The organism is Streptomyces sp. NPDC018610, assembly GCF_044391765.1.
In the GTDB taxonomy this organism is placed as follows: Bacteria; Actinomycetota; Actinomycetes; order Streptomycetales; family Streptomycetaceae; genus Streptomyces.
The window spans coordinates 234958-258222 of record NZ_JBISAL010000010.1; the positions used below are offsets into that span (position 1 = coordinate 234958).

The 23265-nt window shown below is 70.7% G+C and carries 21 protein-coding genes, 2 pseudogenes and 1 riboswitch; of the genes and pseudogenes, 17 read left to right on the plus strand and 6 right to left on the minus strand.

Annotated features, from left to right (window positions below):
- Positions 1 to 362 precede the first annotated feature (362 nt).
- Complete coding sequence (gene rph / locus ACH5A8_RS25640; RefSeq protein ID WP_399005655.1) at positions 363 to 2960, plus strand: rifamycin-inactivating phosphotransferase; 2598 nt, start codon at positions 363 to 365, stop codon at positions 2958 to 2960.
- Between the two features lie 611 nt (positions 2961 to 3571).
- Here rph and ACH5A8_RS25645 read toward each other — a convergent pair.
- Positions 3572 to 4069, minus strand: a complete 498-nt coding sequence (locus ACH5A8_RS25645) for a peptidylprolyl isomerase (RefSeq protein WP_399005657.1) — start codon at positions 4067 to 4069, stop codon at positions 3572 to 3574.
- 660 nt (positions 4070 to 4729) lie between these two features.
- On the opposite strand from ACH5A8_RS25645, the gene ACH5A8_RS25650 reads away from it, so the two are divergent.
- Positions 4730 to 5956 (plus strand): esterase/lipase family protein, encoded by a 1227-nt coding sequence (locus ACH5A8_RS25650; protein ID WP_399005659.1) that lies wholly within the window; start codon positions 4730 to 4732, stop codon positions 5954 to 5956.
- Between the two features lie 686 nt (positions 5957 to 6642).
- On the opposite strand, the gene ACH5A8_RS25655 is transcribed toward ACH5A8_RS25650, so the two are convergent.
- Complete coding sequence (locus ACH5A8_RS25655) at positions 6643 to 7734, minus strand: HoxN/HupN/NixA family nickel/cobalt transporter (protein WP_399005661.1); 1092 nt, start codon at positions 7732 to 7734, stop codon at positions 6643 to 6645.
- Between the two features lie 27 nt (positions 7735 to 7761).
- Positions 7762 to 7972, minus strand: a riboswitch (cobalamin riboswitch).
- Between the two features lie 80 nt (positions 7973 to 8052).
- Here ACH5A8_RS25655 and ACH5A8_RS25660 point away from each other — a divergent pair.
- Positions 8053 to 8418 carry an ArsR/SmtB family transcription factor gene (locus ACH5A8_RS25660; RefSeq protein WP_399005663.1) on the plus strand — a complete coding sequence of 122 codons (366 nt, stop codon included), beginning with the start codon at positions 8053 to 8055 and terminating at the stop codon, positions 8416 to 8418.
- Between the two features lie 443 nt (positions 8419 to 8861).
- On the opposite strand, the gene ACH5A8_RS25665 is transcribed toward ACH5A8_RS25660, so the two are convergent.
- The gene (locus ACH5A8_RS25665) at positions 8862 to 9020 is read right to left on the minus strand and encodes a hydrophobic protein (RefSeq protein WP_399005936.1); all 159 of its coding nucleotides are present in this window, start codon (positions 9018 to 9020) and stop codon (positions 8862 to 8864) included.
- Positions 9021 to 9836: 816 nt separating this feature from the next.
- Between ACH5A8_RS25665 and ACH5A8_RS25670 the strand changes: the two genes are divergently transcribed.
- From ACH5A8_RS25670 to ACH5A8_RS25705, 8 genes and pseudogenes are all read left to right on the plus strand, one after another.
- Positions 9837 to 10787: an urea transporter gene (locus ACH5A8_RS25670; protein ID WP_399005665.1), complete on the plus strand. Its 951-nt coding sequence runs from the start codon at positions 9837 to 9839 to the stop codon at positions 10785 to 10787.
- 4 nt (positions 10788 to 10791) lie between these two features.
- The gene (locus ACH5A8_RS25675) at positions 10792 to 11097 is read left to right on the plus strand and encodes an urease subunit gamma (RefSeq protein ID WP_399005667.1); all 306 of its coding nucleotides are present in this window, start codon (positions 10792 to 10794) and stop codon (positions 11095 to 11097) included.
- A 38-nt stretch (positions 11098 to 11135) separates the two neighbouring features.
- Positions 11136 to 11564 (plus strand): urease subunit beta, encoded by a 429-nt coding sequence (locus ACH5A8_RS25680; protein ID WP_399005669.1) that lies wholly within the window; start codon positions 11136 to 11138, stop codon positions 11562 to 11564.
- Positions 11564 to 13288 (plus strand): urease subunit alpha, encoded by a 1725-nt coding sequence (gene ureC, locus ACH5A8_RS25685; protein ID WP_399005671.1) that lies wholly within the window; start codon positions 11564 to 11566, stop codon positions 13286 to 13288. Before ACH5A8_RS25680 ends, ureC begins: the two co-directional genes overlap by 1 nt.
- Before the next feature lie 127 nt (positions 13289 to 13415).
- Entirely contained in the window at positions 13416 to 14102 is a 687-nt protein-coding gene (locus tag ACH5A8_RS25690; protein ID WP_399005938.1) for an urease accessory protein UreF, read from the plus strand.
- Positions 14103 to 14156: 54 nt separating this feature from the next.
- Positions 14157 to 14864: an urease accessory protein UreG gene (gene ureG, locus ACH5A8_RS25695; protein WP_399005673.1), complete on the plus strand. Its 708-nt coding sequence runs from the start codon at positions 14157 to 14159 to the stop codon at positions 14862 to 14864.
- A gap of 59 nt (positions 14865 to 14923) precedes the next feature.
- Positions 14924 to 15802: an urease accessory protein UreD gene (locus tag ACH5A8_RS25700; protein WP_399005940.1), complete on the plus strand. Its 879-nt coding sequence runs from the start codon at positions 14924 to 14926 to the stop codon at positions 15800 to 15802.
- Between the two features lie 370 nt (positions 15803 to 16172).
- A pseudogene (locus ACH5A8_RS25705) lies at positions 16173 to 16601 on the plus strand (Tn3 family transposase); the annotation flags it as partial.
- 65 nt (positions 16602 to 16666) lie between these two features.
- On the opposite strand, the gene ACH5A8_RS25710 reads toward ACH5A8_RS25705, so the two are convergent.
- Entirely contained in the window at positions 16667 to 17140 is a 474-nt protein-coding gene (locus ACH5A8_RS25710; protein WP_399005675.1) for an ArsI/CadI family heavy metal resistance metalloenzyme, read from the minus strand.
- Between the two features lie 80 nt (positions 17141 to 17220).
- Here ACH5A8_RS25710 and ACH5A8_RS25715 point away from each other — a divergent pair, with 80 nt between their 5' ends.
- The 4 genes from ACH5A8_RS25715 to ACH5A8_RS25730 are packed head-to-tail and all read left to right on the plus strand — an operon-like array spanning position 17221 to position 19652.
- Positions 17221 to 17619: an ArsR/SmtB family transcription factor gene (locus ACH5A8_RS25715; protein ID WP_399005677.1), complete on the plus strand. Its 399-nt coding sequence runs from the start codon at positions 17221 to 17223 to the stop codon at positions 17617 to 17619.
- Entirely contained in the window at positions 17616 to 18740 is a 1125-nt protein-coding gene (arsB, locus tag ACH5A8_RS25720; protein WP_399005679.1) for an ACR3 family arsenite efflux transporter, read from the plus strand. Before ACH5A8_RS25715 ends, arsB begins: the two co-directional genes overlap by 4 nt.
- Positions 18733 to 19149, plus strand: a complete 417-nt coding sequence (locus ACH5A8_RS25725) for an arsenate reductase ArsC (RefSeq protein WP_399005681.1) — start codon at positions 18733 to 18735, stop codon at positions 19147 to 19149. Before arsB ends, ACH5A8_RS25725 begins: the two co-directional genes overlap by 8 nt.
- A gap of 17 nt (positions 19150 to 19166) precedes the next feature.
- Positions 19167 to 19652, plus strand: a complete 486-nt coding sequence (locus tag ACH5A8_RS25730) for a GNAT family N-acetyltransferase (protein ID WP_399005683.1) — start codon at positions 19167 to 19169, stop codon at positions 19650 to 19652.
- Between the two features lie 337 nt (positions 19653 to 19989).
- Here the strand turns inward: ACH5A8_RS25730 and ACH5A8_RS25735 are convergent, their stop codons facing one another.
- On the minus strand, positions 19990 to 20424 hold the full coding sequence (locus tag ACH5A8_RS25735) for an Rrf2 family transcriptional regulator (protein WP_399005685.1): 435 nt from the start codon (positions 20422 to 20424) through the stop codon (positions 19990 to 19992).
- Positions 20425 to 20547: 123 nt separating this feature from the next.
- Here ACH5A8_RS25735 and ACH5A8_RS25740 point away from each other — a divergent pair, with 123 nt between their 5' ends.
- Together ACH5A8_RS25740 and ACH5A8_RS25745 are read left to right on the plus strand one after the other, a co-directional pair.
- A complete protein-coding gene (locus ACH5A8_RS25740; protein ID WP_399005687.1) occupies positions 20548 to 21297 on the plus strand; it encodes an SDR family NAD(P)-dependent oxidoreductase in 750 nt (249 codons plus the stop codon).
- Positions 21298 to 21676: 379 nt separating this feature from the next.
- On the plus strand, positions 21677 to 22552 hold the full coding sequence (locus tag ACH5A8_RS25745) for an SDR family oxidoreductase (protein ID WP_399005689.1): 876 nt from the start codon (positions 21677 to 21679) through the stop codon (positions 22550 to 22552).
- Positions 22553 to 22559: 7 nt separating this feature from the next.
- Here ACH5A8_RS25745 and ACH5A8_RS25750 read toward each other — a convergent pair.
- Positions 22560 to 22657, minus strand: a pseudogene (locus ACH5A8_RS25750) (IS5/IS1182 family transposase); the annotation flags it as partial.
- Positions 22658 to 23265: the final 608 nt, after the last annotated feature.

Sequence of the window (23265 nt, forward strand, 5' to 3'; positions counted from 1 at the left end):
CGACCTCACCACCGACACCGGATCGCTGGAGGGCGAATGTCCGCAAAAGAAAAAGGCAAGGAGCACCATCTCCTCGCCACTATCAACTTATAGCGCACCGGGGGGCTTGCGGCAAGACCCCGGGCGTGACGCAGAATCGGCGAGCTTGACCACGACCTGGGGAGACGGGGGAACGACATGCGTGATGCGTTGTGGACGTACGAGGGGCGCGAGGGCGTCGCACCGGCGAGGGGACACGCGGTGCCGTCGGGAGGGCGGCCGCGGACATCGCTCTGCGCGGCAGGAGGCCGGGCCGAGCGGAGGCCGAACGGTCCAGCGGCCGGCGCGGCACGACGGAGCGCGGGTGTCGCGGAGGTGTCACGGTGATCGAGCAGTACGTGCGGGACCTGCGGAAGATCGACGCGAGTGAGGTCGCGGCCGTCGGCGGCAAGGCCGCGCAGCTGGGCGCGTTGGCGAGAATCGACGGTATCCGCGTGCCCCGCGGCTTCTGTGTGACGACGGACGCCTTCCGGCGGATCATGGACCGGACGCCGTCGATCGACGAACTGCTCGATCAGCTGTCGCGCTCGAGCCCGGACGACCGGGACTCGATCCGCACCCTCAGTGAGCAGATCCGCCGGACCATCGAGGAAACCGTCCTCCCGGGCGATCTCGTGGCGGCGATCACCCGCGCGCTCGCCCGGCTCGGCGAGGACGTCGCCTGCGCCGTCCGGTCCAGTGCGACGGCGGAGGACCTGCCCACCGCCTCCTTCGCCGGGCAGCACGACACGTACCTGGACGTCGTGGGGCCGGCGGCGGCCCTCCGGCACATCAGCCGGTGCTGGGCCTCCCTGTTCACCGAGCGGGCCGTGACCTACCGTCAGCGCAACGGCGTCGATCACCGTACGGTCCGCATGGCCGTGGTCGTGCAGCGGATGGTCTTTCCGCAGGCGGCCGGCGTCCTGTTCACCGCGGACCCCCTCACGGGCGACCGGAAGGTCGCCACCGTGGACGCCGGTCCCGGTCTCGGTGAGGCGCTGGTGTCCGGCCTGGTGAACCCCGACGTCTTCAAGGTGCGGGACGGCGAGGTCGTCGCCAGGACGATCGCCGCGAGACGGCATGCCGCCCACGCCCTGCCGTCCGACGGTTCACGCGAGGTGGTGCTCGACTCGCGGCGGCGGGGGCAGCCGGCGCTGACGGATGCGCAGGTGGTGCGGCTCGTGGGACTCGGGCGGCGGATCGAGGCGCGGCTCGGCGGTCCTCAGGACATCGAATGGTGCCTGGCCGACGACGGCTTCCACATCGTGCAGAGCCGGCCGATCACGACACTGTTCCCCGTACCGGAGACCGGCGACCGGGAGAATCACGTCTACGTCTCCGTGGGTCATCAGCAGATGATGACCGACCCCATGAAGCCGCTGGGACTCTCCATGTGGCGGCTGACGGCCATGGCGCCGATGCACGAGGCCGGCGGCAGGCTGTTCGTCGACGTCACCCGGCGCCTGGCCTCGCCCGCGAGCCGCGCCGGTCTCCTGGACCTCATGGGGAGGGGTGATCCGCTGGTCAGGAACGCCTTGGAGACCGTCCTCGACCGCGACGGCTTCGTCCCGTCCCTCCCGGACGCGGATCCCGGCAGGCCCCCGGCCGGCGGCGCGCCCGCCCCGGTGGAGACCGACCCCGCTGTCGTCGCCGAGCTGATCGAGCGCAACCGGGCGTCCCTCGCCGCCCTGGAGCGCGGCATCCGGACGAAGACCGGTCCGGCGCTGTTCGACTTCCTGCTGGAGGCCTTCGAGGAGCACAAGCGCGTCCTCGGCGACCCGCTGAGCATCCAGGTGATCATGGCGGGGATGGAGGCCACCTGGTGGCTCAACGACAAACTGCGGGAGTGGCTGGGCGAGACGAACGCGGCGGACACGCTCACGCTGTCCGCCCCCGGCAACGTCACCTCGGAGATGGGCCTGGCGCTGCTCGACGTCGCGGACGTCATCCGCCCGTACCCGGAGGTGGTCGCCTTCCTGCGGGAGGTCGAGGACGAGGACTTCCTCGACGGGCTGGCAGGGCTCGCGGGCGGGACCGAGGCGCGCGAGGCCATCGAGGCCTATCTCGACCGCTACGGCATGCGCTGCGTCGGCGAGATCGACATCACCAGGCCGCGGTGGCGCGAGCGCCCCCTCACGCTCGTGCCCGCGATCCTCGACAACGTCAGGAACTTCGCGACGGGCGCCGCCGCACGGCGCTTCGAGGAAGGGCTGCGCAGGGCGAGGGAGAAGGAGCAGGATGTGCTGTCGCGTCTGCGGGCCCTGCCGGACGGGGAGCACAAGGCCGACGAGACCAAGCGGATGATCGACCGGGTCCGGACCTTCATCGGGTACCGCGAGTACCCGAAGTACGGCATCGTCAGCCGGTATTTCGTCTACAAGCAGGCCCTGCTGAGGGAAGCCGAGCGCCTCACGCGGGCCGGTGTGCTCCGTGAGAAGGAGGACGCCTTCTACCTCACGTTCCAGGAACTTCGCGAGGTCGTGCGCTCCCAGCGGGTGGATCACCGGCTCGTCCGGCGACGCGAGGACGCGTTCCGGTCGTTCCAGGCGCTGACACCGCCCCGGGTCCTCACCTCGGACGGCGAGGCCCTCACCGGCGCGTACCGGCGGGACGGCGTGCCGGACGGCGCCCTGGCCGGTCTGCCGGTCTCCGCCGGGACCGTCGAGGGAAGGGCGCGCGTGGTGCTGGACGTCGCCGAGGCCGACCTGGAGGCGGGCGACATCCTGGTCACGACGTTCACGGATCCCAGCTGGTCGCCGCTGTTCGTCGGGATCGCGGGTCTGGTGACGGAGGTGGGCGGCCTGATGACCCATGGCGCGGTCATCGCCCGGGAGTACGGCCTGCCGGCCGTCGTGGGCGTGGAGCGGGCCACCCGGCTGATCCGTGACGGGCAGCGCATCCGCGTGCACGGATCCGACGGGTACGTCGAGGTCCTGTCGTGACCGGCCGCCCCGCGCGGTCCATCGGTGCGCGAGACCGCGGCCTCGCCACCTTGACTTCGGGTCGACACACGCTGGGCACGCACCTACGCCATTCTCAGAGTGGCTGTGGCCGGTGACAGCGTTCGCCATCGAACGACTCGCCAGGGCGCCGAACTCCGTCACGGCCGGACCCACCAATGGCCGCGGCCCGAACTGCCGAACATCCACGGAAGCTGCTCAGAACCGGTCACGGCCGTCGGCCCGGCCCTCCCGGACCGGGCTGACGCACCCGAGGCGGGGCCGGCGGGAACACGCAGGCTCGGTGAGACCGACCTCGGCGGGCAGCCCTGGGACGGCGTGCCGTGGACGGCAGTGTGACAGGCCAGCTTTGGCGGCGGCGCCACTGCGGTGTGGCGACACCGGCGGCGACGACCTGGACGACCTCTTCGGCGAGAGTGGGCGTGAGCGGCAGGTGACCGAACAGCACCGCGGTGGCGCCGAGCATGTCGAGCAGCCGGTGGATGCCGGCGTCCGGGGCGGATGTCGCCACGTTGGATGCCCCGGCACAGCCCCGGGTGTGACTCCGGGCGGGCCGTGGGATGGCCCGCCCGGAGTCACGGTCGATGCGGTGATCAGGCGGCGACGGTGCCCGACTTCGCGATCTTGATGTCGGCGCGGGTGGCACCGGACTGCGAGCCCAGGGCTTCGATCTGCTTCACGAGCTCCATGCCCTCGACGACCTCGCCGAAGACGACGTGCTTGCCGTCCAGCCACGGGGTGTTGACCGTAGTGATGAAGAACTGGGAACCGTTGGTGTTGCGGCCGGCGTTCGCCATGGAGAGCAGGCCAGGGCGGGAGTGCCTCACCTGGAAGTTCTCGTCCGCGAACTTCTCGCCGTAGATGCTCTTGCCACCGGTGCCGTCGTGGTTGGTGAAGTCGCCGCCCTGAAGCATGAAGGCGGGGATGACACGGTGGAAGCCAGAGCCCTCGTAGCCGAAGCCGTGCTCGCCGGTGGCCAGCTCGCGGAAGTTGCGGGCGGTCTTCGGGACGATGTCGTCGTACAGCTTGAAGACGATGCGCCCGGAGTCCTTGCCGTCGATGGTGATGTCGAAGAAAACATTGGAAGACATGAGGGCCATCCTGTCACGGCCCCTTCTCGCGTCGCGCGAGGCCTGGCTCGTCGCGGGGGTGCGATCACGAGGGGTCCGTGGGTGACAGGGTCGACCCATGTCGCGCGCGATGGCGTCCCTCCCCCACGCGTCGTCCATGTCCAGACGCTCCAGTTCCTGACCCATCGGACCCCCGCCCTCGCATGGTCGATCGCACTGCCGGAGAACGCCGGTTGGAGCCGCGCTGAGACGGCGGCCTGGATGGCGGTGGCCCGGTCGTGGAGAAATCCACCACGCGTGTGAAAGAGAGGACGTCGGGATACGCGCTCGTCCGGTCCTCCCAACGGGTCCTTCCCCCACGGTACGGGCGCCGGATGGCCGTGGGTGCGGTCATGGGCAGATTCCTCCTACCGGGTGAGCGGCGGCACGAGGGGTGGGGCGCTTCAGTCGGCAGCTGTGGTGTGTGGACTCGCTCGATCGGAGCCGCAGCGTGCAGGCGAACAGGTCATGGGCTGCACGTCTCCCGCGGGGTGCGGATCACGTCTGGTGAATGCGCCAACGCGCCCAAAGGGGTGATCGCCGGGCGAAGATCGACATGCCGCTGATGAGTTGACTCAGGATGATTGCGGTGCCGCGAGACGGCGCCGCAACCGAGCTCCACTGCACGTCAGGGGAAAACGCATGCCCGAACCCACCGAGCGTGAAGTCACCGACGCGTTCAAGGCCGCCGCGCCGATCGCGCTGGCCGCCACACCACCCAAGGAGCAGGTGGCCCCCGCGCCCCCGCCCGACGTCACATGGCCGCTCCCGGGCGGCACGGCCTGGGTGTACTACGGCGAGGGCAACCGGGGCCTGGCCCGCCCGGTGCTCATGGCCGATGGCTTCAACAGCGGCCCGAGTTCACTGGACGACCTCTGGGCAGGCCTGGAGGACTCCGCGTACCCGCTGATCAGCGAACTGCGCCGCCGGGGACGGGATGTCGTGCTGATCGGCTACGACGAGCGCAGCGCCTCCATCCTCGACAACGCGGAAACGGCCACGGCGGCGATCCTGCGTGCCATCGCCGAGCGGATGGGCGACACCCGCCTGATGGTCGGCGGCTTCAGCATGGGCGGACTGGTGACCCGCTACGCGCTCGCCAAGATGGAGAATCAGCGGATCGACCACCAGACCGGCGTGTACTTCTCCTACGACAGCCCGCACAACGGCGCCCACATCCCCCTCTCCCTCCAGGCGTTCGCGCACTACATCCGCAAGCTGGACGGCCGCTTCTCCGACCAGATGAACAGTCCCGCCGCGCGGCAGCTGCTGTGGCGTCACATCGAGAACTGGTCGGACAAGCCCGGCGTCAGCCCGCTGCGCACCCAGTTCCTCGACGAACTGGAGAAGGTCGGCGGCTGGCCGCGGATCCCGCGGCTTCTCGCGGTCGCCAACGGCGCCGGCGACGGCACGGGCAACGGCATCCAGCCCGGCACGACCGCGGTCAAGGGCAAGGGCCTGGGCATCACCGGTACCGACCTGCGCACGACACCGACCGGCGGCGACACCCTCGCCGCGACGCTCCGCGTCGTCACACAGCAGAAGAACGACGTGTTCATCGAGGACCTCCCGGACATCGACGGCGCCCCCGGCGGCACCCTCGAAAGCTTCCAGATCCTCGCCGACGCCCTCAACAAGGTCATCGGTCTCGGCGTCGACAACCCGGTCAAGGACCACTGCTTCGTCCCGGCCGTCAGCGCGGTCGCCCTCTGCGGCCTTGACACCCACGAAGACCTGTACACGGACATCGACTCCCTCGACCCGGACGAGGCGCGGGTCGACGACTACCTCTGCGCGACGCAGAACGAACGCCACACCAAGGTCACCGAGGAACTCTGCAGCTGGCTTTTGGACCGCCTGCCCAACTGACCGAACCGGGCACCGAGCAGATCACGGAAAAAGCAGCCGGGCCGGACACAGGACACTGTGTCCGGCCCCGCTCATGACGCCCAGCTCACCCAGGCCACCGACACAACCCGTTCCAGGTAGTCCCTTCGAAACGCTCGTCGCCACCGGAACGCACGGGCACACAAGGGCCCGGGCCCCGGCAGTCGCGATGCCGGGCCGCGCCGGTGGGGCGTCGGCCGGGTCAGGCAGCGGGACTGAGGACCAGGGTGGGGGCGGCGGCCCGTGGCCCGGTGGACCGTCGCCGGCCGATGCTGCCGCCGGCGGTGCCCGGCGGCGGCATCGGCCGGCGATGGCTCCGCTCCAGCAGCGGCCAGACGCCCCTATGCAGGTGTCCGTGATGACGGATAGCCCACCGCGGTGCTACTGCGAGGGTTGCGGCCACACGCTCACCTGCGCCATTTCGCCGGCGTGGAAGCGGTGAGCCTCACCGGCTGACGGCGCGCCTTCAGCAGCCGCTGCACGGCTCTGCACAAGACGGCGGTCTCAGCCTACGACTCCGGGCACAGACGGGTGATCGGTCGCAGCTCGTGTCCGCCTCCGGGCTGTGGTGCACGGCTGGTGGAACGACCGGGCGGCCACGGATCGGAATCGCCCGCTTCTGCGTCATCCGCCGCGGCCCGTTCCCCGGGATCACACCCCGCCGGTCGTCAGCCGCCGTCGGCGAGACGGGCGGCCCACTTCTGCTCCACCTTGGCCAGTCGCCAGTACCCCAGCGCGGCCGCCCACACGACCACGAACAGGCCGACGATGATGTACCCGACGTTGTCCAGGTCCAGGTCGGCGATCCAGCCGGTCACCGCATCGCTCAGATCGAGCTTCTCGTGCAGCACCCCGACCAGTTCGATGGTCCCGATCAGGAAGGCAACCGCGATGGACAGGCCGGTGATGGTGAGGTTGTAGAACACCTTGCGCACCGGGTTGGAGAACGCCCACTGGTAGGCGAAGTTCATGAAGGTGCCGTCCAGCGTGTCGAACAGGCTCATGCCCGCGGCGAACAGCAGCGGCAGGCACAGGATCGCGTACCACGGCAGTCCGGCCGCGGCACCGCTGCCCGCCATCACCATCAGGGTGACCTCGGTGGCGGTGTCGAAGCCGAGGCCGAACAGGAAGCCCAGCGGGTACATCTGCCCGGGGCGCGTGATCGACTTGGTGAAACGGCCCAGGACACGGTTCATGAAGCCCCGGGAGTCCAGGTGCTGTTCGAGGGCGTCCTCGTCATACGTACCCGATCGCATCGCCCGAAAGACCCGCAGGATGCCGGCGAGCGCGACGAGGTTGAGCGCCGCGATGAGGTAGAGGAAGGTCCCGGAGACGGTCGTGCCGACCACGCCGAGCGTCTGGTGGGTGCGGGAGTCGTTGTCGAGCAGGGTGCCGGCGACGTGCGCGCCTCCGGCGACCAGGGCGGCCATGGCGATCACTACGCTGGAGTGGCCGAGGGCGAACCAGAAGCCGACCGAGATCGGCCGCTTGCCGTCGGCCATCAGTTTGCGGGTGGTGTTGTCGATGGCGGCGATGTGGTCGGCGTCGAAAGCGTGTCGCATGCCCAGCGTGTAGGCGGTCACGCCGAGGCCGATCCCGAACGCCTTGGAACCTGTCTCGTAGTGCCCCGGCACGACGAGCAGGAACAGGACGCCGAACGCCACGACGTGCAGCGCGGCGATCACCGTCAGGAGTCCGGCGGTTCGGACGGTGTCCTCACGCCGCCAGCGGAAAGGGGTCGGCCCGGTGGGCAGGGTCATGCGGTCACGCTCCAGCACCTCGTGGATCACTTCGTGAAGTGCCGTGGCCGGTCTCCTGGCTTACGGGTGCGCGCGTGTCCGTCCCGGTCTTCCCATCCGCCGGGCGGCGGACAGTGACCGTGCGCTGCTGGGACGGAAACTCCCCGATCACAGTGGCGAGGGCCGCTCCGGTCTGGATCCCTGCACCAGCGAGGGACCGTCACCGGTCTTCCCGAGCACCACGGCCCGGACACGATAGGAGGCTCCGCTCATTGCTGCATAGCTGCGCAGCCGTGCAGGTGCGCAAGATCACAATCGTCCGCCTGCGAAGATGGCCCCATGCACCTGGTCCCTTCAGAGCGCGCCGGCCGACGCAGCATCGACGGCCATCGGGTCTGCGACGCCATCGCCGCCATCGGTGAGCCCGGCCACGTCCACGCCTGGGCCGAGCGGTTCTCCCTGCTCTCCGACCCCGGACGCCTCGCCCTGCTCATGGCTCTGCACCGAACCGGCCCGCTCGCGGTGTCGGACCTCGCGATCGCGACCGGCATGAACGATCCCGCCGTCTCCCAGGCCCTGCGCCTGCTGCGCGCCGCCGGTGTCGTGGCGGGCGAGAAGGAGGGACGTGTGGTGCGCTACCGGATCGTCGACCCGATCACTTCCGACCTGCTGGAACGCTGCAAGCCACTTGGCCGGGCAATCTGACCGCCCGAGGAGCTCAGCCGGTGCTCGCCTCCACGCCGTCGGCATCGCGCCGCTTCGGCGAGCTGAGGGATCTCGCGGCACCCAGGTCCTCTCAGGGCGTGCCGCCTTCAGCGACATCAGACCAGTGTTCCTGGGCGACTTAAACCGCGAACCCATGGCCGCCTTCCTCGCCTGTCGCTTCGTCGGGTTCGGCATCCCGTGCGTGTCGGCGCGCCCTCACCGCGGGCGTCCCGGTTCGAGTGAGGTCGGGGGCGGAACGCGACATGGAGGCTGCGCGGGTTCCTGGCGCGCGTGTCCGCCCCGCCCCCGACTGCACCACACCTACCCCGAAATCCCTTCCGGACGCGTTCGCCCGATGCGGCCGCCGGCCATTCGTCGGACAAGCCGACAGGGCCCAGCCGTTGCCGACTGGGCCCTACCGGGGGGATGTGTTCGATGTCAGGTCACCATCGGTACCAGCGGCCGCGGCCGCCGCCTGCGTTGGTGGAGCGCATCACGAAGCCGAGCAGCCACACCACCAGGACGATCAGCGCCACCCGCCACAGGATCTTCAGGGCGAAGCCGGCACCGCGGCCTGGTCGCCCCCGCCTGAGCCGACCCAGCCGTCTGCCCGGCCCGGCCGTTGCCGGGCCGGGCGGGCGTGTGGTGGAGCAGCCCCTCACCCGGGGGCTGCTTCGGGGCTGTCCTCACGCACCGTGGGACCTGCCGCGCACACCACTCCTCGTGCCCGGCGGCCCAGGCCCCCGGAGGCGGGGCCATGGCGCCGTCGCGCATGTCGGCGTTGAGCGGGACGAGGAAGGCGGCGGTGCTCTCGTCCAGGCCGGCCGCGAGGAGTTGCTCGCGCTCCTGCTCGGAGGCCAGCGCCTGGCAGCGCACCGGCTTGCCGAGCACCTCGGCCGCGGTGGCGGCGAACTCCTCGAAGGACCAGCCCACGCCGCCGGGGAGTTCGGACGCCCTGCCCTCGTGGCCGGGCGTGGACGGGACGACGACGGCGGCTTCGGCGAAGTCCTCGCGCGGGGCGGTGGCGATCCGCCGTCGCCGATGCCGTGGGCGATGACGCCGCGCGCGCGGGCACCGGCGAAGTCCTGCGTGTGGTTCTCGGAACACCAGCCATCGACCTCGGACGGCGCCCCGCCGAGCGGCCCGGTCTTCAACTCTTTGGTCGTCTTTTCACCTCGAAAAGTCCAAGACCGCACCAAGATTTCGGATTCAAGATCAAGATCTTCCCCTGCCCGGCCACCCTGCACCACCGGACACCTGCGGTGATTCCATCGCGTGACGCAGTGGTCACAGGCGGCGGGCGGGCTCCTGGCACCCGAAGCGGACGTAGCCTTCAACAAGTTGTTGAATTCTTGTCATCTCGTGGCGCAACAGCGGACGTTGGCGCACCCAGAGGCCTTCCTGAACGAGGAGCACGCATGCCTGCAGAAGGGCGGGGGGAACGGCAAGGCCGCCGAATTCCCGCCAGGATCGGGCGGATACAGCTACTAGGCATCGCGCAGGTCGCCCTCAGCCCGAGTCCGTGGACCGGACTGCTCTTCACCGCAGGCCTGTTCGCGGACGACTGGCGGATCGGCGTGTACGGAATGCTCGGTACGGCGACGTCCGCTCTGGCCGCGGCAGTCCTGGGCGCCGACCGGGAGGGGCTGACGGGCGGGCTGGAGGGCTACTGCGGCTGCCTGACCGCCATCGCCGTCGTCGTCCGGCTCGGCGCCTCGTGGCGGACCGCACTGCTCGCCGTCGCCGCCGCCACGGTCTGCGCGGTGGTGGGTGCCGCGGCCGGCCGCCTGCTGGGCCGGGCCGGACTGCCCCCGCTGACGGCGCCCTTCTGCCTGGTCGCCGGAGTACTGGCGATCGCCCTGCCGACCGCTGCGCCCGCCGCGCCGCCCGTCTCCGCGCACGGTTTCACCACCTTGTCGGCCACGCAGCTCGGCCACGCCTTCTGCGACGGCATCGGTCAGGTCTTCTTCCTCGACAAGTGGTACGCGGGCCTGATCCTGCTTGCCGGACTGCTGGTCGCCTCCCGGAGCGCGGCCGTCGCCGCCGCCTGCGGCAGCGCCCTCGCGGTCCTGACCGCCTGTGCCATGGGTCTGCCCGCCGACCGGATCGGCGCGGGCCTGTACGGCTACAACGCGGTGCTCGTCGCGATCGCGCTGGCCGCCACCTTCCTGACCCTCACCCCGTGGACCGCCGGGTACGCCACGCTCGCCGCCGTCGCCTCGGTCCCCTTCACCGCCGCCTGGCAGGCCTTCGTCCAGCCCTCCGGCGGTTCCCCCTTCACCTGGCCGTTCGTCGTGACGACCTGGCTCTTCCTCGCGGCCGCTCCAGCCCTGGACCGGCCCGGCATCTCGTTCGAGAAAGCGAAGTGACGCCATGAACCTCGCACCGCGCGAAATCGACAAACTCCACGTGTACGTGGTGGCCGACCTGGCCCGCCGTCGCAGGGCCCGGGGCACCAAGCTCAACTACTCCGAAGCCGCGGCGCTGATCACCGAGGCCGTCCTGGAAGCCGCTCGTGACGGCCACACCGTGGCCGAGTGCATGGAACTGGGCCGCAAGGTCGTCACCTCCGACGACGTCATGCCGGGGGTCCGCGAGATGCTCACCGTCCTGCAGGTGGAGACCGCGTTCGTCGACGGGACGAAGCTGGTCACCTGCCACGACCCCATCAGCGCCTGACCACCGCCGGAACCACCGCCTGAGACAAGGAGACAACGATGTCGGGTGGAGCTCACTACCTCTACGGGGACGACCCCGTGGAGATCAACTCCGGCCGGGCCAGGGCCGCTCTGACCGTCGCCAACACCGGTGACCGCGCCGTGCAGATCGGCTCGCACTACCACTTCTTCGAGGTCAACCGCTCGCTGCGGTTCGACCGCGAGGCCGCGTACGGCATGCACCTGGACATCCCGTCCGGCACCGCCGTGCGCTTCGAGCCCGGTGACACCCGCGAGGTGGAGCTGGTCGCCTTCGGCGGGACCCGGCGGCTCGTCGGCTTCGCCGGACTCGTCAACGGCGGCCTGAACGCCGACGACACCCGCCGCACCGCGCTGCGCCGCGCCAGGCAGCTCGGATTCGCCACCACCGACACCGCCGACCACACCGGCGCCGGCGCCGGCACCGAGAATGAAGGGGCGGACCACTGATGGCGATCATTCCGCGCAAGCAGTACACGGACCTGTTCGGACCCACCGTGGGCGATCGGTTCCACCTCGCCGACACCAACCTGGTGGTCGAGGTCGAGTACGACCACAACGCCGGTTCCTACGGCGACGAGGCGGTCTACGGCGGCGGCAAGGCGATCCGCGACGGCATGGCCCAGGACCCGGCCGCCCTCAACCGCGAGGGCGCACTGGACCTGGTGATCACCAATGTGGTGGTGCTCGATCCGGTGCTGGGCGTCGTCAAGGGCGACATCGGCGTCCGGGACGGCCTGATCGTCGGCGTCGGCAAGGCCGGCAACCCGCACGTGCAGAACGGCGTGGACCCCAAGCTGGTCATCGGCCCCGGCACCGAGGTGATCTCCGGCGAGCATCTGATCGCCACCGCGGGCGGCGTCGACACGCACATCCACTTCATCTCGCCGCAGCAGGCCCAGGAGGGTCTGTCCAACGGCATCACCACCTTCTTCGGTGGCGGCACCGGGCCGACCGACGGCAGCAACGGCACCACCTGCACCCCCGGCCCGTGGAACATCCACCGGATGCTGGAGGCCGTCGAGGACCTGCCGGTGAACGTCGGCCTGCTCGGCAAGGGCAACGGCAGCCTGCCCGAGGCGCTGCGCGAGCAGGTCGATGCGGGTGTGGCCGGTCTGAAGGTGCACGAGGACTGGGGCGCCACCCCCGCCGCCATCGACAACGCGCTGCGCGTCGCCGACGAACACGACGTGCAGCTCGCCATCCACACCGACACCCTCAACGAGGGCGGCTTCTTCGAGGACACCCTGTCGGCGATCGACGGCCGGACCATCCACACCTTCCACACCGAGGGTGCGGGCGGCGGCCACGCCCCCGACATCATGCGGGTCGCGGGCGAGCCGAACGTGCTGCCCTCGTCCACCAACCCGACCCTGCCCTACACCATCAACTCGGTGGACGAGCTGCTGGACATGGTGATGGTCTGCCACCACCTGTCCCGCGACATTCCCGAGGACGTGTCGTTCGCCGACAGCCGTGTGCGCGCCGAGACCATCGCGGCCGAGACGGTGATGCACGACCTCGGCGTGATCAGCATCTTCTCCTCCGACTCCCAGGCGATGGGCCGCGTCGGCGAGTCCTTCTCGCGTGCGTTCCAGACGGCGCACCACTGCAAGGAGATGCGGGGCCCGCTGGCCGAGGACAGCTCCCGCAACGACAACGCGCGGGTGCTGCGCTACCTGGCGAAGCTCACCATCAACCCGGCGATCGCGGTGGGCGCCGCCGACGTGATCGGCTCGCTGGAGCCCGGGAAGCTCGCCGACATCGTGCTGTGGCCGATCCACTCGTTCGCCGCCAAGCCCAAGCTGATCATCAAGGGCGGCATGGTGAACTGGGCGCTCATGGGTGACCCCAACGCCTCCCTGCCGACGCCCCAGCCGGTCTACTACCGGCCGATGTTCGGCAGTCACGGCCGGGCCCGGCAGCGTACCTCGGTCACCTTCATGTCCCAGGCGTCCATCGCCGCCGGCGTCCCCGGCGAGCTGGGCCTCGCGCGGCGTATCGAGCCGGTGCAGCGCTGCCGGTCCGTCGGCAAGCAGCACATGGTCCGCAACGACGCGCTGCCGCGCATCGAGGTGGACCCGGAAACGTACAAGGTCACCGTCGACGGCGAGCCCGCCACCATCGAGCCGGCCGAGCGTCTCCCGCTCAACCAGCTCTTCTACATCGTCTGACGCATCCCCGACACCCCACCCCCATGACGGTCCGCAGGGCGCCCTGTGCGCGGGCCCTGCGGTCCTCGGCGGCCGACCGGCGACGGACGGCCGCCCGCAGGAACGGACACCCGGCGTGAACGACCCGATGCCGATCCCGGCGCTGCTGACCGGCCTCCAGCTCACCGACTCGGCCTTCCCCAGCGGCTACTACACCCTCTCCCACGGGCTGGAAGGGTTCCAGCAGGCCCGCGCGGTCACTCCGCGCACTCTGCCCGTGCTCCTGCAAGACCTGCTCCGCCACAGCGCGGGGCCCTCCGACGCCACCGCACTCGCCCTCACCCACCGCGCGGTGAGCGCGGGCGACTGGGACGAGGTGGTGGCCGTGGAGCGCCGGCTGCACGCCACCAAGCTGGGCCGGGAGGCCCGGCAGGCCGTCGTGCGCACCGGACGGCAGTTGCTCGACCTGGCCGGTGAGGTGTACGGCACCGCGCCGATCGAGCGCTACCGGGCGCTGTACCGGGACGGCGCGGTGCGCGGCTGCCAACCGGTGGTCGCCGGCGTCGTCCACGCGGGCAACGGCCTCACCGCGCGGCAGGCGGTCACCTGCGAGCTGTTCGCCTTCGCGGCCAGCTTCGTCGGGGCCGCCCTGCGGCTGCGGCTCACCGACCACCGCCGGGCTCAAGTCGTCCTGCACGGCGCCGCACCGGTCATCGAGGAGACCGTGACGGCGGCCCTGCACCGGGACCTGGCCGACCTCGGCGGGTGCGTGCCCGTGGCCGACGTCATGGCCGGCCGGCACGAGCGCGCCGAGGCCCGGCTGTTCGCGAGCTGACGCCGCGGCGCCCACCACCGCCATGACACCCCCCTACTCACGACAAGGATCACCATGCACGACCCCACGCAGGTCCGCGGCTCCCACCACCACGACCACGACGACTTCACCCGGCGTCCCGCCGACGGCGTGCTGCGCGTCGGCGTCGCCGGGCCGGTCGGCTCCGGCAAGACCGCGCTGATCGAGGCGCTCGTCCCCGTGCTGATCGAGCGCGGCCGCACCCCCGCCGTGATCACCAACGACATCTACACCTCGGAGGACGCCGCCCACGTGCGGCGGACCCTCGACGGCATCCTGGCCGCGGACCGCATCGTCGGCGTCGAGACCGGGGCGTGCCCGCACACCGCGGTGCGGGACGACCCGACGATGAACCAGGCAGCGGCCGACGAGATCCTGGAGCGCCACCCCGAGGTGGACACGCTGCTGTTCGAGAGCGGCGGCGACAACCTGACCCTCACCTTCAGCCCGGCGCTCGTCGACCTCTTCCTGTTCGTGCTGGACACCGCCGAGGGCGACAAGATGCCCCGCAAGCGGGGCCCCGGGATCACCGAGTGCGAACTGCTCGTGATCAACAAGGTGGACATCGCCCAGTACGTACGGTGCGACCTGGCCCGGATGGAGTCCGACGCCCACCAGGTCCGGCAGGGGCGGCCGGTGGTACTCACCAACTCCCTGACCGGCGAGGGCCTGGACACGATCGCCGACTTCCTCCTCGCCCACCACGCCGCCCAGCGGCCCGGCACCCAGGCGGCGTCCGCGTGAGCCGGGCGCCCGCGCGGCTGGATCCCGCCCACTACGAACCCCGGCGGGTACCGGCCCGGATGCTGGAGCTCACCGGCGCCGCGGACACTCTGGCCGCCGGGCGCCCCGGCAAGGTCGGCCTGCTCGAACTGCGCTACGCGCGGGTGGGCGAGCGCACCGAACTCGTCGACCGCTACCAGAAGTCGCCGTTGCAGATCATGCGGCCGCTGTACGTGGACCCGGGGCGGCCCGACATGCCGGTGACCTATCTGATGTCCACCGGCGGCGGCATCGTCCAGGCCGACCGCAACCGCGTCGACATCCAGTGCGGCCCCGACACGGCGGTGCACCTGACGACCCAGGCCGCCACGAAACTGCACCGCATGGAGTTCGACCACGCCACCCAGGTCGTCCGTCTCACCGCCGAGGCCGGCAGCTACGTCGAGTACTTGCCCGACCCGCTGATCCCCTACCGGGACGCGCGTTTCTACCAGCAGACCCGGGTGACCGTCGACCCCACGGCCACCGTCCTGCTGGGCGAGACGATCGCGGCCGGCCGACTGGCCCGCGGTGAACGGCACTCCTACCGCATGCTGTTCAGCGATCTGGAGATCGCGCGTCCCGACGGCCGTCCGCTCGTGGTGGACACCGTCCGCCTGGATCCGCAGGAGGCCGGATCGGTGAGCGGACCGGCGGTCTTCGCCGGCCACGACCTGATGGCCACGCTCTACGCGGTCACGGGGCTCGCACCAGCGGTGCAGGTCGCCGACACCCTGCACGAGGCGCTGCTCGCCACCGGTACGGTGTTCGGGGTCAGCGTGCTGCCCGACGACTGCGGAGCCTGGGCCCGGATCATGGGCAGCGACTCCCCCACCGTGGCCCGCGCCATGCGCGCCGCCTGGGACGCGCTGCGCGGCCTGCTCATCGGGGTCCCCGCCCCCGACCTCCGCAAGACCTGACGCGAGGTGCCCTCCGGTGGCCTGCGGCTCGTCCCGTACGGGTCCACCGCCGGACGCCCTCGCCGCGGCCGGAATCGCAGCCACCGCGGGCACCGCCGGACGCCCTCGCCGCGGCCGGAATCGCAGCCACCGCGGGCACCGCCGGCGCCCTCGCCGCGGCCGGGATCGCAGCCACCGCGGGCACCGCCGTCGCCGATGCCTCGGTCGACGACACCCGCCGCCGAGCGGGCGGGCATTCCGGCCGTGATGATCCGGCGCTCGGTGAGGTTCCCCGACACCGGCCCGGGGGCCAACAGGCCTCAAGGGCCGCCGGCCGTCCACGGCACGGTCGTCCGCATCCCCCCGCCCGGTCCACCGCCTGTACAAGATGCTCGGCTTCCGCTTCGCCCCCGCGCTTCGGGGACCTGGCCGACCAGCGGTTCTGGCGGGCCGACCTGCCCGAGGGCGGCGGGTACGGGCCGCTGGAGGACGTCGCCTGCGACAAGGTCAACCTGAAGAAGAGCGCCACGCACTGGCCCGACATGCTCCGGGTCGCGGGATCCCTCATCCCCAACCAGATGCGGGCCTACGACCTGCTGCGGATGCTCGGCCGTGAAGGGCACCCGACCCCGCTGGGGACGGCGTTCGCCGAATACGGGCGGATCGACAAGACCATGCCCTGCTCGCCCTGTTCGACCCGGTCGACGACACCTACCGCCGGCTGATGAACCGGCAGCTCACCGTGCAGGAGTCCCGCCACCGGCTCGCCCGCGCGATCCGCCACGGCGGCCGCGGCCAGATCCAGCGGCCCCGGCCAGGGGCTGCGCCCCCTGCGCGACCCTGAGGCCGCGCAGGAGGAGCCGGAAGAAGGGTGAGCGTCGCCGTTCAGCTGCCGCAGGCGCAGCCCGAAGCCGCCGGCACGGCCTCGGTGCTCGAATCCTGGCCGGAGCAGCAGGCGTCCCCGCCGGCGACGGGGCTCTTGCCCAGCTGGTCGGCGTCTGCCTTGACGACGTAGACCTCCCACGGCTCCTTGCCCGGGCCGGTCACCCAGACCTTGTCCTGGAGGGCGTAGCAGCAGGAGGTGTCGTTCTCCTCGAACGTGGCGAGCCCCGCCTCCTTGAGGCGATCGGTGGCGGCGGTGACCTCGTCGGTGCTCTCCACCTCGACGCCGAGGTGGTCCAGGCGGGTTTCCTGGCCCGGCTCGCCCTCGATGAGGACGAGCTTGAGCGGCGGGGTCGCAATCGCGAAGTTGGCGTAACCGGGGCGCCGCTTGGCGGGTTCGACGCCGAAGAGCTTGGAGTAGAAGGTCACCGACGCTTCGAGGTCGGCGACGTTGAGAGCGAGCTGGGCACGGGACATGGCGGTCTCCCCGCTTCGATCGTATCGATTCCTGTCGATGCAACCTTGTGCCGTGAATCGAAAAACGTCAACATAGAAGCATGTCGAAACAAGAGCTTGTCGTGGTGGGCCAGGACGGCACCGAAGGATGCTGTCCCGCCTTGCTGACCGCCCCGCTGGACGAAGGCCGGGCCGAGACGCTGGCGAAGGTGTTCAAAGCCCTGGGCGACCCGGTCCGGCTGAGGCTGCTGTCGATGATCGCCTCCCGTGCGGGCGGGGAGGTCTGCGTCTGTGACCTCACCCCTGCCTTCGAGGTGTCCCAGCCGACGATCTCCCACCACCTCAAACTGCTCAAGCAGGCCGGGCTCATCGACTCCGAGCGGCGCGGGACGTGGGTGTACTACCGGCTGCTCCCGCAGATGACCGACCGTCTCGCGGCGATCCTCACCCGCCCCGCCGGACAGCCCCCGACCGGGACAGCTGCCGGGGCCGCCTCGTGAGCGCCGAATCCACCACCACAGTGGGGCCCGCGGGGCCGGTCGCCGGGCGGCTGTCGTTCCTGGACCGGTTCCTCGCCGTGTGGATTCTGATCGCGATGGCCGCCGGCCTCGGCCTTGGCCGCCTCGTTCCCGGCCTCGGGGACGCCCTCGCGAAGGTCACCGTCACCGGCGTCTCACTGCCGATCGCGCTCGGCCTGCTCGTGATGATGTACCCGGTGCTCGCCAAGGTCCGCTACGACCGCCTGGAGACCGTCACCCGCGACCGGCGACTGCTGATCCCGTCCCTGGTCCTGAACTGGATCGTCGGACCGGCCCTGATGTTCGCCCTGGCCTGGATCTTCCTGCCGGACCTGCCTGAGTACCGCACCGGCCTGATCATCGTCGGCCTCGCCCGCTGCATCGCCATGGTCATCATCTGGAACGACCTCGCCTGCGGCGACCGCGAAGCCGCCGCCGTCCTCGTCGCCCTGAACTCCGTCTTCCAGGTCCTCGCGTTCAGCCTGCTCGGCTGGTTCTACCTCTCCGTACTCCCCGGCTGGCTCGGCTTGGAGCGGACCGCGCTGGAGGTGTCCGTCCGGGAGATCGCCCGCAGCGTGCTGATCTTCCTCGGCGTCCCGCTGCTGGCCGGGTTCCTCACCCGCCGCCTGGGCGAGAAGGCCAAGGGCCGCACCTGGTACGAGACGAAGCTGATCCCCCGCATCGGGCCGTTCGCCCTGTACGGACTGCTGTTCACGATCGTCGTGCTGTTCGCCCTCCAGGGCGACGCCATCACCTCCCAGCCGCTCGACGTCGCCCGGATCGCGCTGCCGCTGCTGGTGTACTTCGCCGTCATGTGGGCCGGGTCCATGGCCGCCGGACGCGCGGTCGGACTGGACTACCCGAAGACCACGACGCTGGCGTTCACCGCCGCGGGCAACAACTTCGAGCTGGCCATCGCGGTCGCCATCGCCACCTTCGGCGCCACCTCCGGCCAGGCCCTCGCCGGAGTCGTCGGCCCCCTCATCGAGGTCCCCGTCCTCATCGGCCTCGTCTACGTCGCCCTCGCCGCCCGTCGCTTCTTCCCCCAGACCGCCCCGGTGGCCGGGCCGGTCGTCTCTCCGGAAGGCTCCGCCCGTGTCTGAGACCAAGCCATCCGTGCTGTTCGTGTGCGTCCACAACGCAGGCCGCTCCCAGATGGCCGCCGCCTTCCTCACCCACCTCGGCACAGACCGGGTCCAGGTCCGCTCAGCCGGGTCCGCCCCCGCGAGCACGGTGAACCCGGCCGTGGTCGAGGCGATGCGGGAGTCGGGCATCGACATCTCGGCCGAGGCCCCGAAAATCCTCACCACCGAGGCGGTGCAGGCATCCGACGTCGTGATCACCATGGGCTGCGGCGACGCTTGCCCCTACTTCCCCGGCAAGCGGTACCTGGACTGGCAGCTCGACGATCCGGCCGGGCAGGGCGTTGCGGCCGTCCGGCCGATCCGCGACGAGATCGAGCAGCGCGTCCGCGGCCTGCTCGCCGAACTCGGCATCGAGCCCGCGGCGTGACGGCCACCGGGACGGGCGTGCGCATCGCACCGCTGCGGCCGGAGCACGGCGAGCAGGTCCTGGCGATCTACCAGCTGGGCATCGACGAGGGGAATGCCACCTTCGAGACCACAGCCCCGACCTGGGAGGCGTTCGACAGCGCCAAACTGCCCGACCATCGCCTGGTCGCCCTGGACGGCGGCCGGGTGCTGGGCTGGGCCGCCGTGGTGCCGGTCTCCGACCGGTGCGCGTACGCCGGCGTCGTCGAGCACTCCGTCTACGTCCACCCCGACGCCCGCGGCCGCGGGGTGGGCCTGGCCCTACTGACCGCCCTGCTCGCCTCCACCGACGCCGCCGGCATCTGGACGGTGCAGTCCGGCATCTTCCCGGAGAACACCGCCAGTCTCGCCCTGCACCAGCGCGCCGGGTTCCGCGCCATCGGCACCCGCGAACGGATCGGCCGTCACCACGGGGCATGGCGCGACGTCATCCTCGTCGAGCGCCGCAGTCCAAGCGTGAACTGAGCATGACGGCCACCCCGGACGGTCATTGTCGAAAATGACCAGTTGCGAGAGTGGCAGACCGCCGCACCCGTAACGTCCTGCGCTACCTGCATCGGGGCGAGCCGTCAGCGCGGCACGGACAACCTGCGCGAATGCAGCGGGCTCAGCTCCGGTCACAGCACTAGGGCGTGTTTCGAAAGTGGCGCTGTCCGCCCGAAGGGCGGGCCCCGCGGCGTCTGGTGCGTGTGATCGCAAGGTGGAGGGTCGTCCTCGTACCGCGCGTACGTGGACGATCCCGACAACGCGGCGAGCGCGCGTGCCAGGCGTCGCGGGGCAGGCGGGACTCTCGAAACACGCCCTAGCGAGGTACCGCGAGTACGTCGCGGAGTACGTCCTCGAGTGTGACGCGGGCCAGCTCGTGTCTCAGGGTCTCCTCGATGCCCTCGTAGATGCTCTGCATTGCCGGCTGGATGCCGTGACCCACCACGCATCCCTGGTCGGGTGTGGTGCGGTGCATTGCGAACAGCGGGCCGGGTTCCACTGCCTCGTACACGTCGAGCAGGGTCATCGACTCCAGCTCGCGTGCCAGCGACCAGCCCGCGCCCACGCCCCGCCGGGACTCCACGAGCCCGGCCCTGCGCAGCTCGCCGAGCAGCCGTCTGATCACCACTGGGTTGGTGTTCGCGCTGGTCGCGATCTGCTCGGAGGTGGCGACCTCATGACCCTGGCGCTGGTAGAGGCCGATCCAGGCCAGCGCGTGGGCGGCGATGGTCAGCCTGCTGTTGGCGCTCATGGACTCCTCCTCCCGGCCGCAACGCTTCATGTTACGACAGCACAGTCGTAACAGCGGCGGTTGCAACTGGGCGTCGTAACACTTAACGTTACGACCAGAAGGTCAATCAACGAGGTGAGAAGAATGAACAAGCCACTCACGGGCAAGGTCGCCCTGGTCACCGGGGGGTCGCGCGGACTGGGGGCCGCGACCGTACGACTGCTGGCCGAGCAGGGCGCCGACGTCGCCTTCACCTACGTCAGCTCAGAGAAACAGGCACAGGCCGTCGTCGACGAGGTGCACGGCAAGGGAGCCAAGGCCGTCGCCTTCCGGTCCGACCAGGCGGACACGAGCCGGGCGCCGGCGCTGATCGACGACGTGGTCGCGCACTTCGGCGGCCTGGACATCCTCGTCAACAACGCGGCGATCTCCGTGGCCGGCACGGTGGACGACCCGGACGCCGACACCGCCGCACTGGACCGGATGCACGCCACCAATTACCTCGGCGTGATCGCCGTCATCCGGGCCGCCTCCCGAGTGCTGCGCACGGGCGGCCGCATCATCACGGTGAGTTCCGGACTGGGCTCCCGGGTCGGAGCCCCCGGCCTTGCCGACTACGCGGCGACCAAGGCCGGGATCGAGAGGTACACCATGGGTGTCGCACGCGACCTCGGGTCCCGCAACATCACTGCCAACGTCGTAGAGGCCGGACTGATGGAGGGCGGCATGCAACCGCCGGACCCCGAGACCCTCAAGGCCTTGGTCAGCTCGCTGTCCCTGCAACGCATGGGGCATCCCGACGAGATCGCCGCAGCGATCGCCTTCCTGGCGAGCCCCACCGCGTCGTACGTCACGGGCGCGGTACTGGACGCCCACGGCGGCTACAACGCCTGAACCCGAACCCCTGCCGCGCGCCCCGAAGGACATCGTTCCTTCGGGGCGCGCACTGCCGACGAACAGCGTGTGCGTGGACACGCCCCAAGAAGCCCGGAGCACCTCCGACACCGAACCGCGGTTGCCGCGCCGGCCTCGGCCCCACTCCCCGCTTCTACAGCCCAGCGGAACGGGCCCAGACAGGGGCGACCGTCGCGACCTGCGCCCTCGTCGCCCTGACCACCGCGTCGGCGCACGTCACGGCCCGCGGGGCCCTGCGACGAGGCCGGCTGCGCGACGCCTGTGCTCCCGCGCGCCCCTACGGGCCGGAGCACGAAGCTGCCACCATCGCCCTGCGGCGGCTCACGGCCGCGGCCACGGACACGGCGACGGGGGACGCATGACGCGGCGATGGCTGGTGACAGGATGCTCTTCAGGGCTCGGGCGGGCGTTGGCAGGGGCCGCCGCGGAGGCCGGCGACCTGGTGGTCGCCACCGCCCGCAGGCCCGCCACAATGCAGGACCTGACTGACCGGTACCCGGACCGGATCTCGGCGGTGACTTTGGACGTGTGCGACGCCGAGCAGTGCGAGGCGGTGGTCGCCCACGCGGTCGATCGCTTCGGCGGCGTCGACGTGCTGGTGAACAACGCCGGCGCAGGACTGTTCGGCGCGGTCGAAGAGGTGTCCGACGACGAACTACGCGCCCAGTTGGAGGTGTTGACTGTCGCGCCGTGGCGGCTCACCCGCCTGGTGCTCCCTCTGATGCGCCGTCAGCGCTTCGGGCACGTCGTCAACGTCTCCTCGATCGCCGGACGGATGGGGCTGCCGGGCCTGTCCGCCTATGTGACAGGCAAATACGCGCTGGAAGGGATGAGTCAGGCTCTGGCGGCGGAGGTCGCGCCCTTCGGCATCCGGGTGCACGCCGTCGAACCCGGCGGCTTCGCCACCCACTACGGCACCTCGCTGGCCGAGGCCGCCGGCCGCATCCAGGCCTACGCGCAGATCACGGGAGACGTCGAGGCAGGCTTGCGAGGCATGCCCGGCAACCTCGCACTGAGCCGGCCCGAAGTCTTCGCCCACCACGTCCTGCGCCTGGTGGCGTCGCCCACGGCACCACTGCGCGTACCGATCGGCGAGGACGCCTACGACTTCCTGGAAGCGGTCGAGGCCGCGGCCCGCGCCGAGTTGGCGGCCGCACACGCCTTCCTCCACGACCCCGCCGAGCACCCGGGCGAACACGCCGCACCCGTGACGCCCACCGTAGGAGAACAATGACCATGACCAACTGACGCGTAATCAGGTTTGTTTCCAGTACGCAGCGGCCGGCGATGTCCGGCCCTCCAACGGCAGAGTCCACAGCCGGCCCTTGCGGACCGCGTCCTTGTCCCCGACGGCCGCTACCGCAAAAGCACGGCTCCTGGGACGACTAGATGAGCGCCTCGTCCCGCCCGGCCGCCCAACGGCAGCAACTCATGCCGCCGCGCGCCGACCAGCACGGACCAGGGGAAACCTTCCTCACCCTCGCGGGGAGGGCCCGTCCACCGCACTGGCCTGCCGGAGGATGCGGCCGCCCCCTGTATCCGGCTCAGGGTCATGGACAACACTGTGAGGCGTCGAGCCGCTGGAGTTTCATGCTGGTCCTGGCACCGCGACTTCGTCCGGGCGTGACCGTACGGCCCCGTGGCCAGGGCGGGGTCGGGGTCGCCGTCGGGCGTGGCAAGCGAACAACCTGACGACGGCGGGATCATGGCGCGGGAACGCCGTCGAGGTAGGCGCGGACCCCTCCCGACGTCTCGTCGTATCGGCTGAGGACCACCAGGTCCGGTCCCGGCGGCGCTCCGTGCAGGGGCCGGTAGGTGAGGCCGGGCAGAACGATGCGCTGCGTGGCGGCGGGGAATAGCGCAGGTGTCGCAGTTCTATCGTCTCACCCATCGATCGTTTCAGACGATCGGTGTTCGATGCGATTCTGCGCACCGGTGCAGAGTTGC

Excerpts from the sequence above, each read along its gene's own strand:
- ACH5A8_RS25680 (WP_399005669.1), top strand. The coding sequence starts at position 11,136 with ATGTCGGGTGGAGCTCACTACCTCTACGGGGACGACCCCGTGGAGATC.
- ACH5A8_RS25690 (WP_399005938.1), top strand. The coding sequence starts at position 13,416 with ATGCCGATCCCGGCGCTGCTGACCGGCCTCCAGCTCACCGACTCGGCC.
- ureG (WP_399005673.1), top strand. The coding sequence starts at position 14,157 with ATGCACGACCCCACGCAGGTCCGCGGCTCCCACCACCACGACCACGAC.
- ACH5A8_RS25675 (WP_399005667.1), top strand. The coding sequence starts at position 10,792 with ATGAACCTCGCACCGCGCGAAATCGACAAACTCCACGTGTACGTGGTG.
- ACH5A8_RS25715 (WP_399005677.1), top strand. The coding sequence starts at position 17,221 with ATGTCGAAACAAGAGCTTGTCGTGGTGGGCCAGGACGGCACCGAAGGA.
- ACH5A8_RS25700 (WP_399005940.1), top strand. The coding sequence starts at position 14,924 with ATGCTGGAGCTCACCGGCGCCGCGGACACTCTGGCCGCCGGGCGCCCC.
- ACH5A8_RS25740 (WP_399005687.1), top strand. The coding sequence starts at position 20,548 with ATGAACAAGCCACTCACGGGCAAGGTCGCCCTGGTCACCGGGGGGTCG.
- ACH5A8_RS25645 (WP_399005657.1), bottom strand. The coding sequence starts at position 4,069 with ATGTCTTCCAATGTTTTCTTCGACATCACCATCGACGGCAAGGACTCC.
- ACH5A8_RS25710 (WP_399005675.1), bottom strand. The coding sequence starts at position 17,140 with ATGTCCCGTGCCCAGCTCGCTCTCAACGTCGCCGACCTCGAAGCGTCG.
- ACH5A8_RS25660 (WP_399005663.1), top strand. The coding sequence starts at position 8,053 with ATGCACCTGGTCCCTTCAGAGCGCGCCGGCCGACGCAGCATCGACGGC.
- ACH5A8_RS25735 (WP_399005685.1), bottom strand. The coding sequence starts at position 20,424 with ATGAGCGCCAACAGCAGGCTGACCATCGCCGCCCACGCGCTGGCCTGG.
- ACH5A8_RS25655 (WP_399005661.1), bottom strand. The coding sequence starts at position 7,734 with ATGACCCTGCCCACCGGGCCGACCCCTTTCCGCTGGCGGCGTGAGGAC.
- ACH5A8_RS25745 (WP_399005689.1), top strand. The coding sequence starts at position 21,677 with ATGACGCGGCGATGGCTGGTGACAGGATGCTCTTCAGGGCTCGGGCGG.
- ureC (WP_399005671.1), top strand. The coding sequence starts at position 11,564 with ATGGCGATCATTCCGCGCAAGCAGTACACGGACCTGTTCGGACCCACC.
- ACH5A8_RS25670 (WP_399005665.1), top strand. The coding sequence starts at position 9,837 with ATGCCTGCAGAAGGGCGGGGGGAACGGCAAGGCCGCCGAATTCCCGCC.
- ACH5A8_RS25650 (WP_399005659.1), top strand. The coding sequence starts at position 4,730 with ATGCCCGAACCCACCGAGCGTGAAGTCACCGACGCGTTCAAGGCCGCC.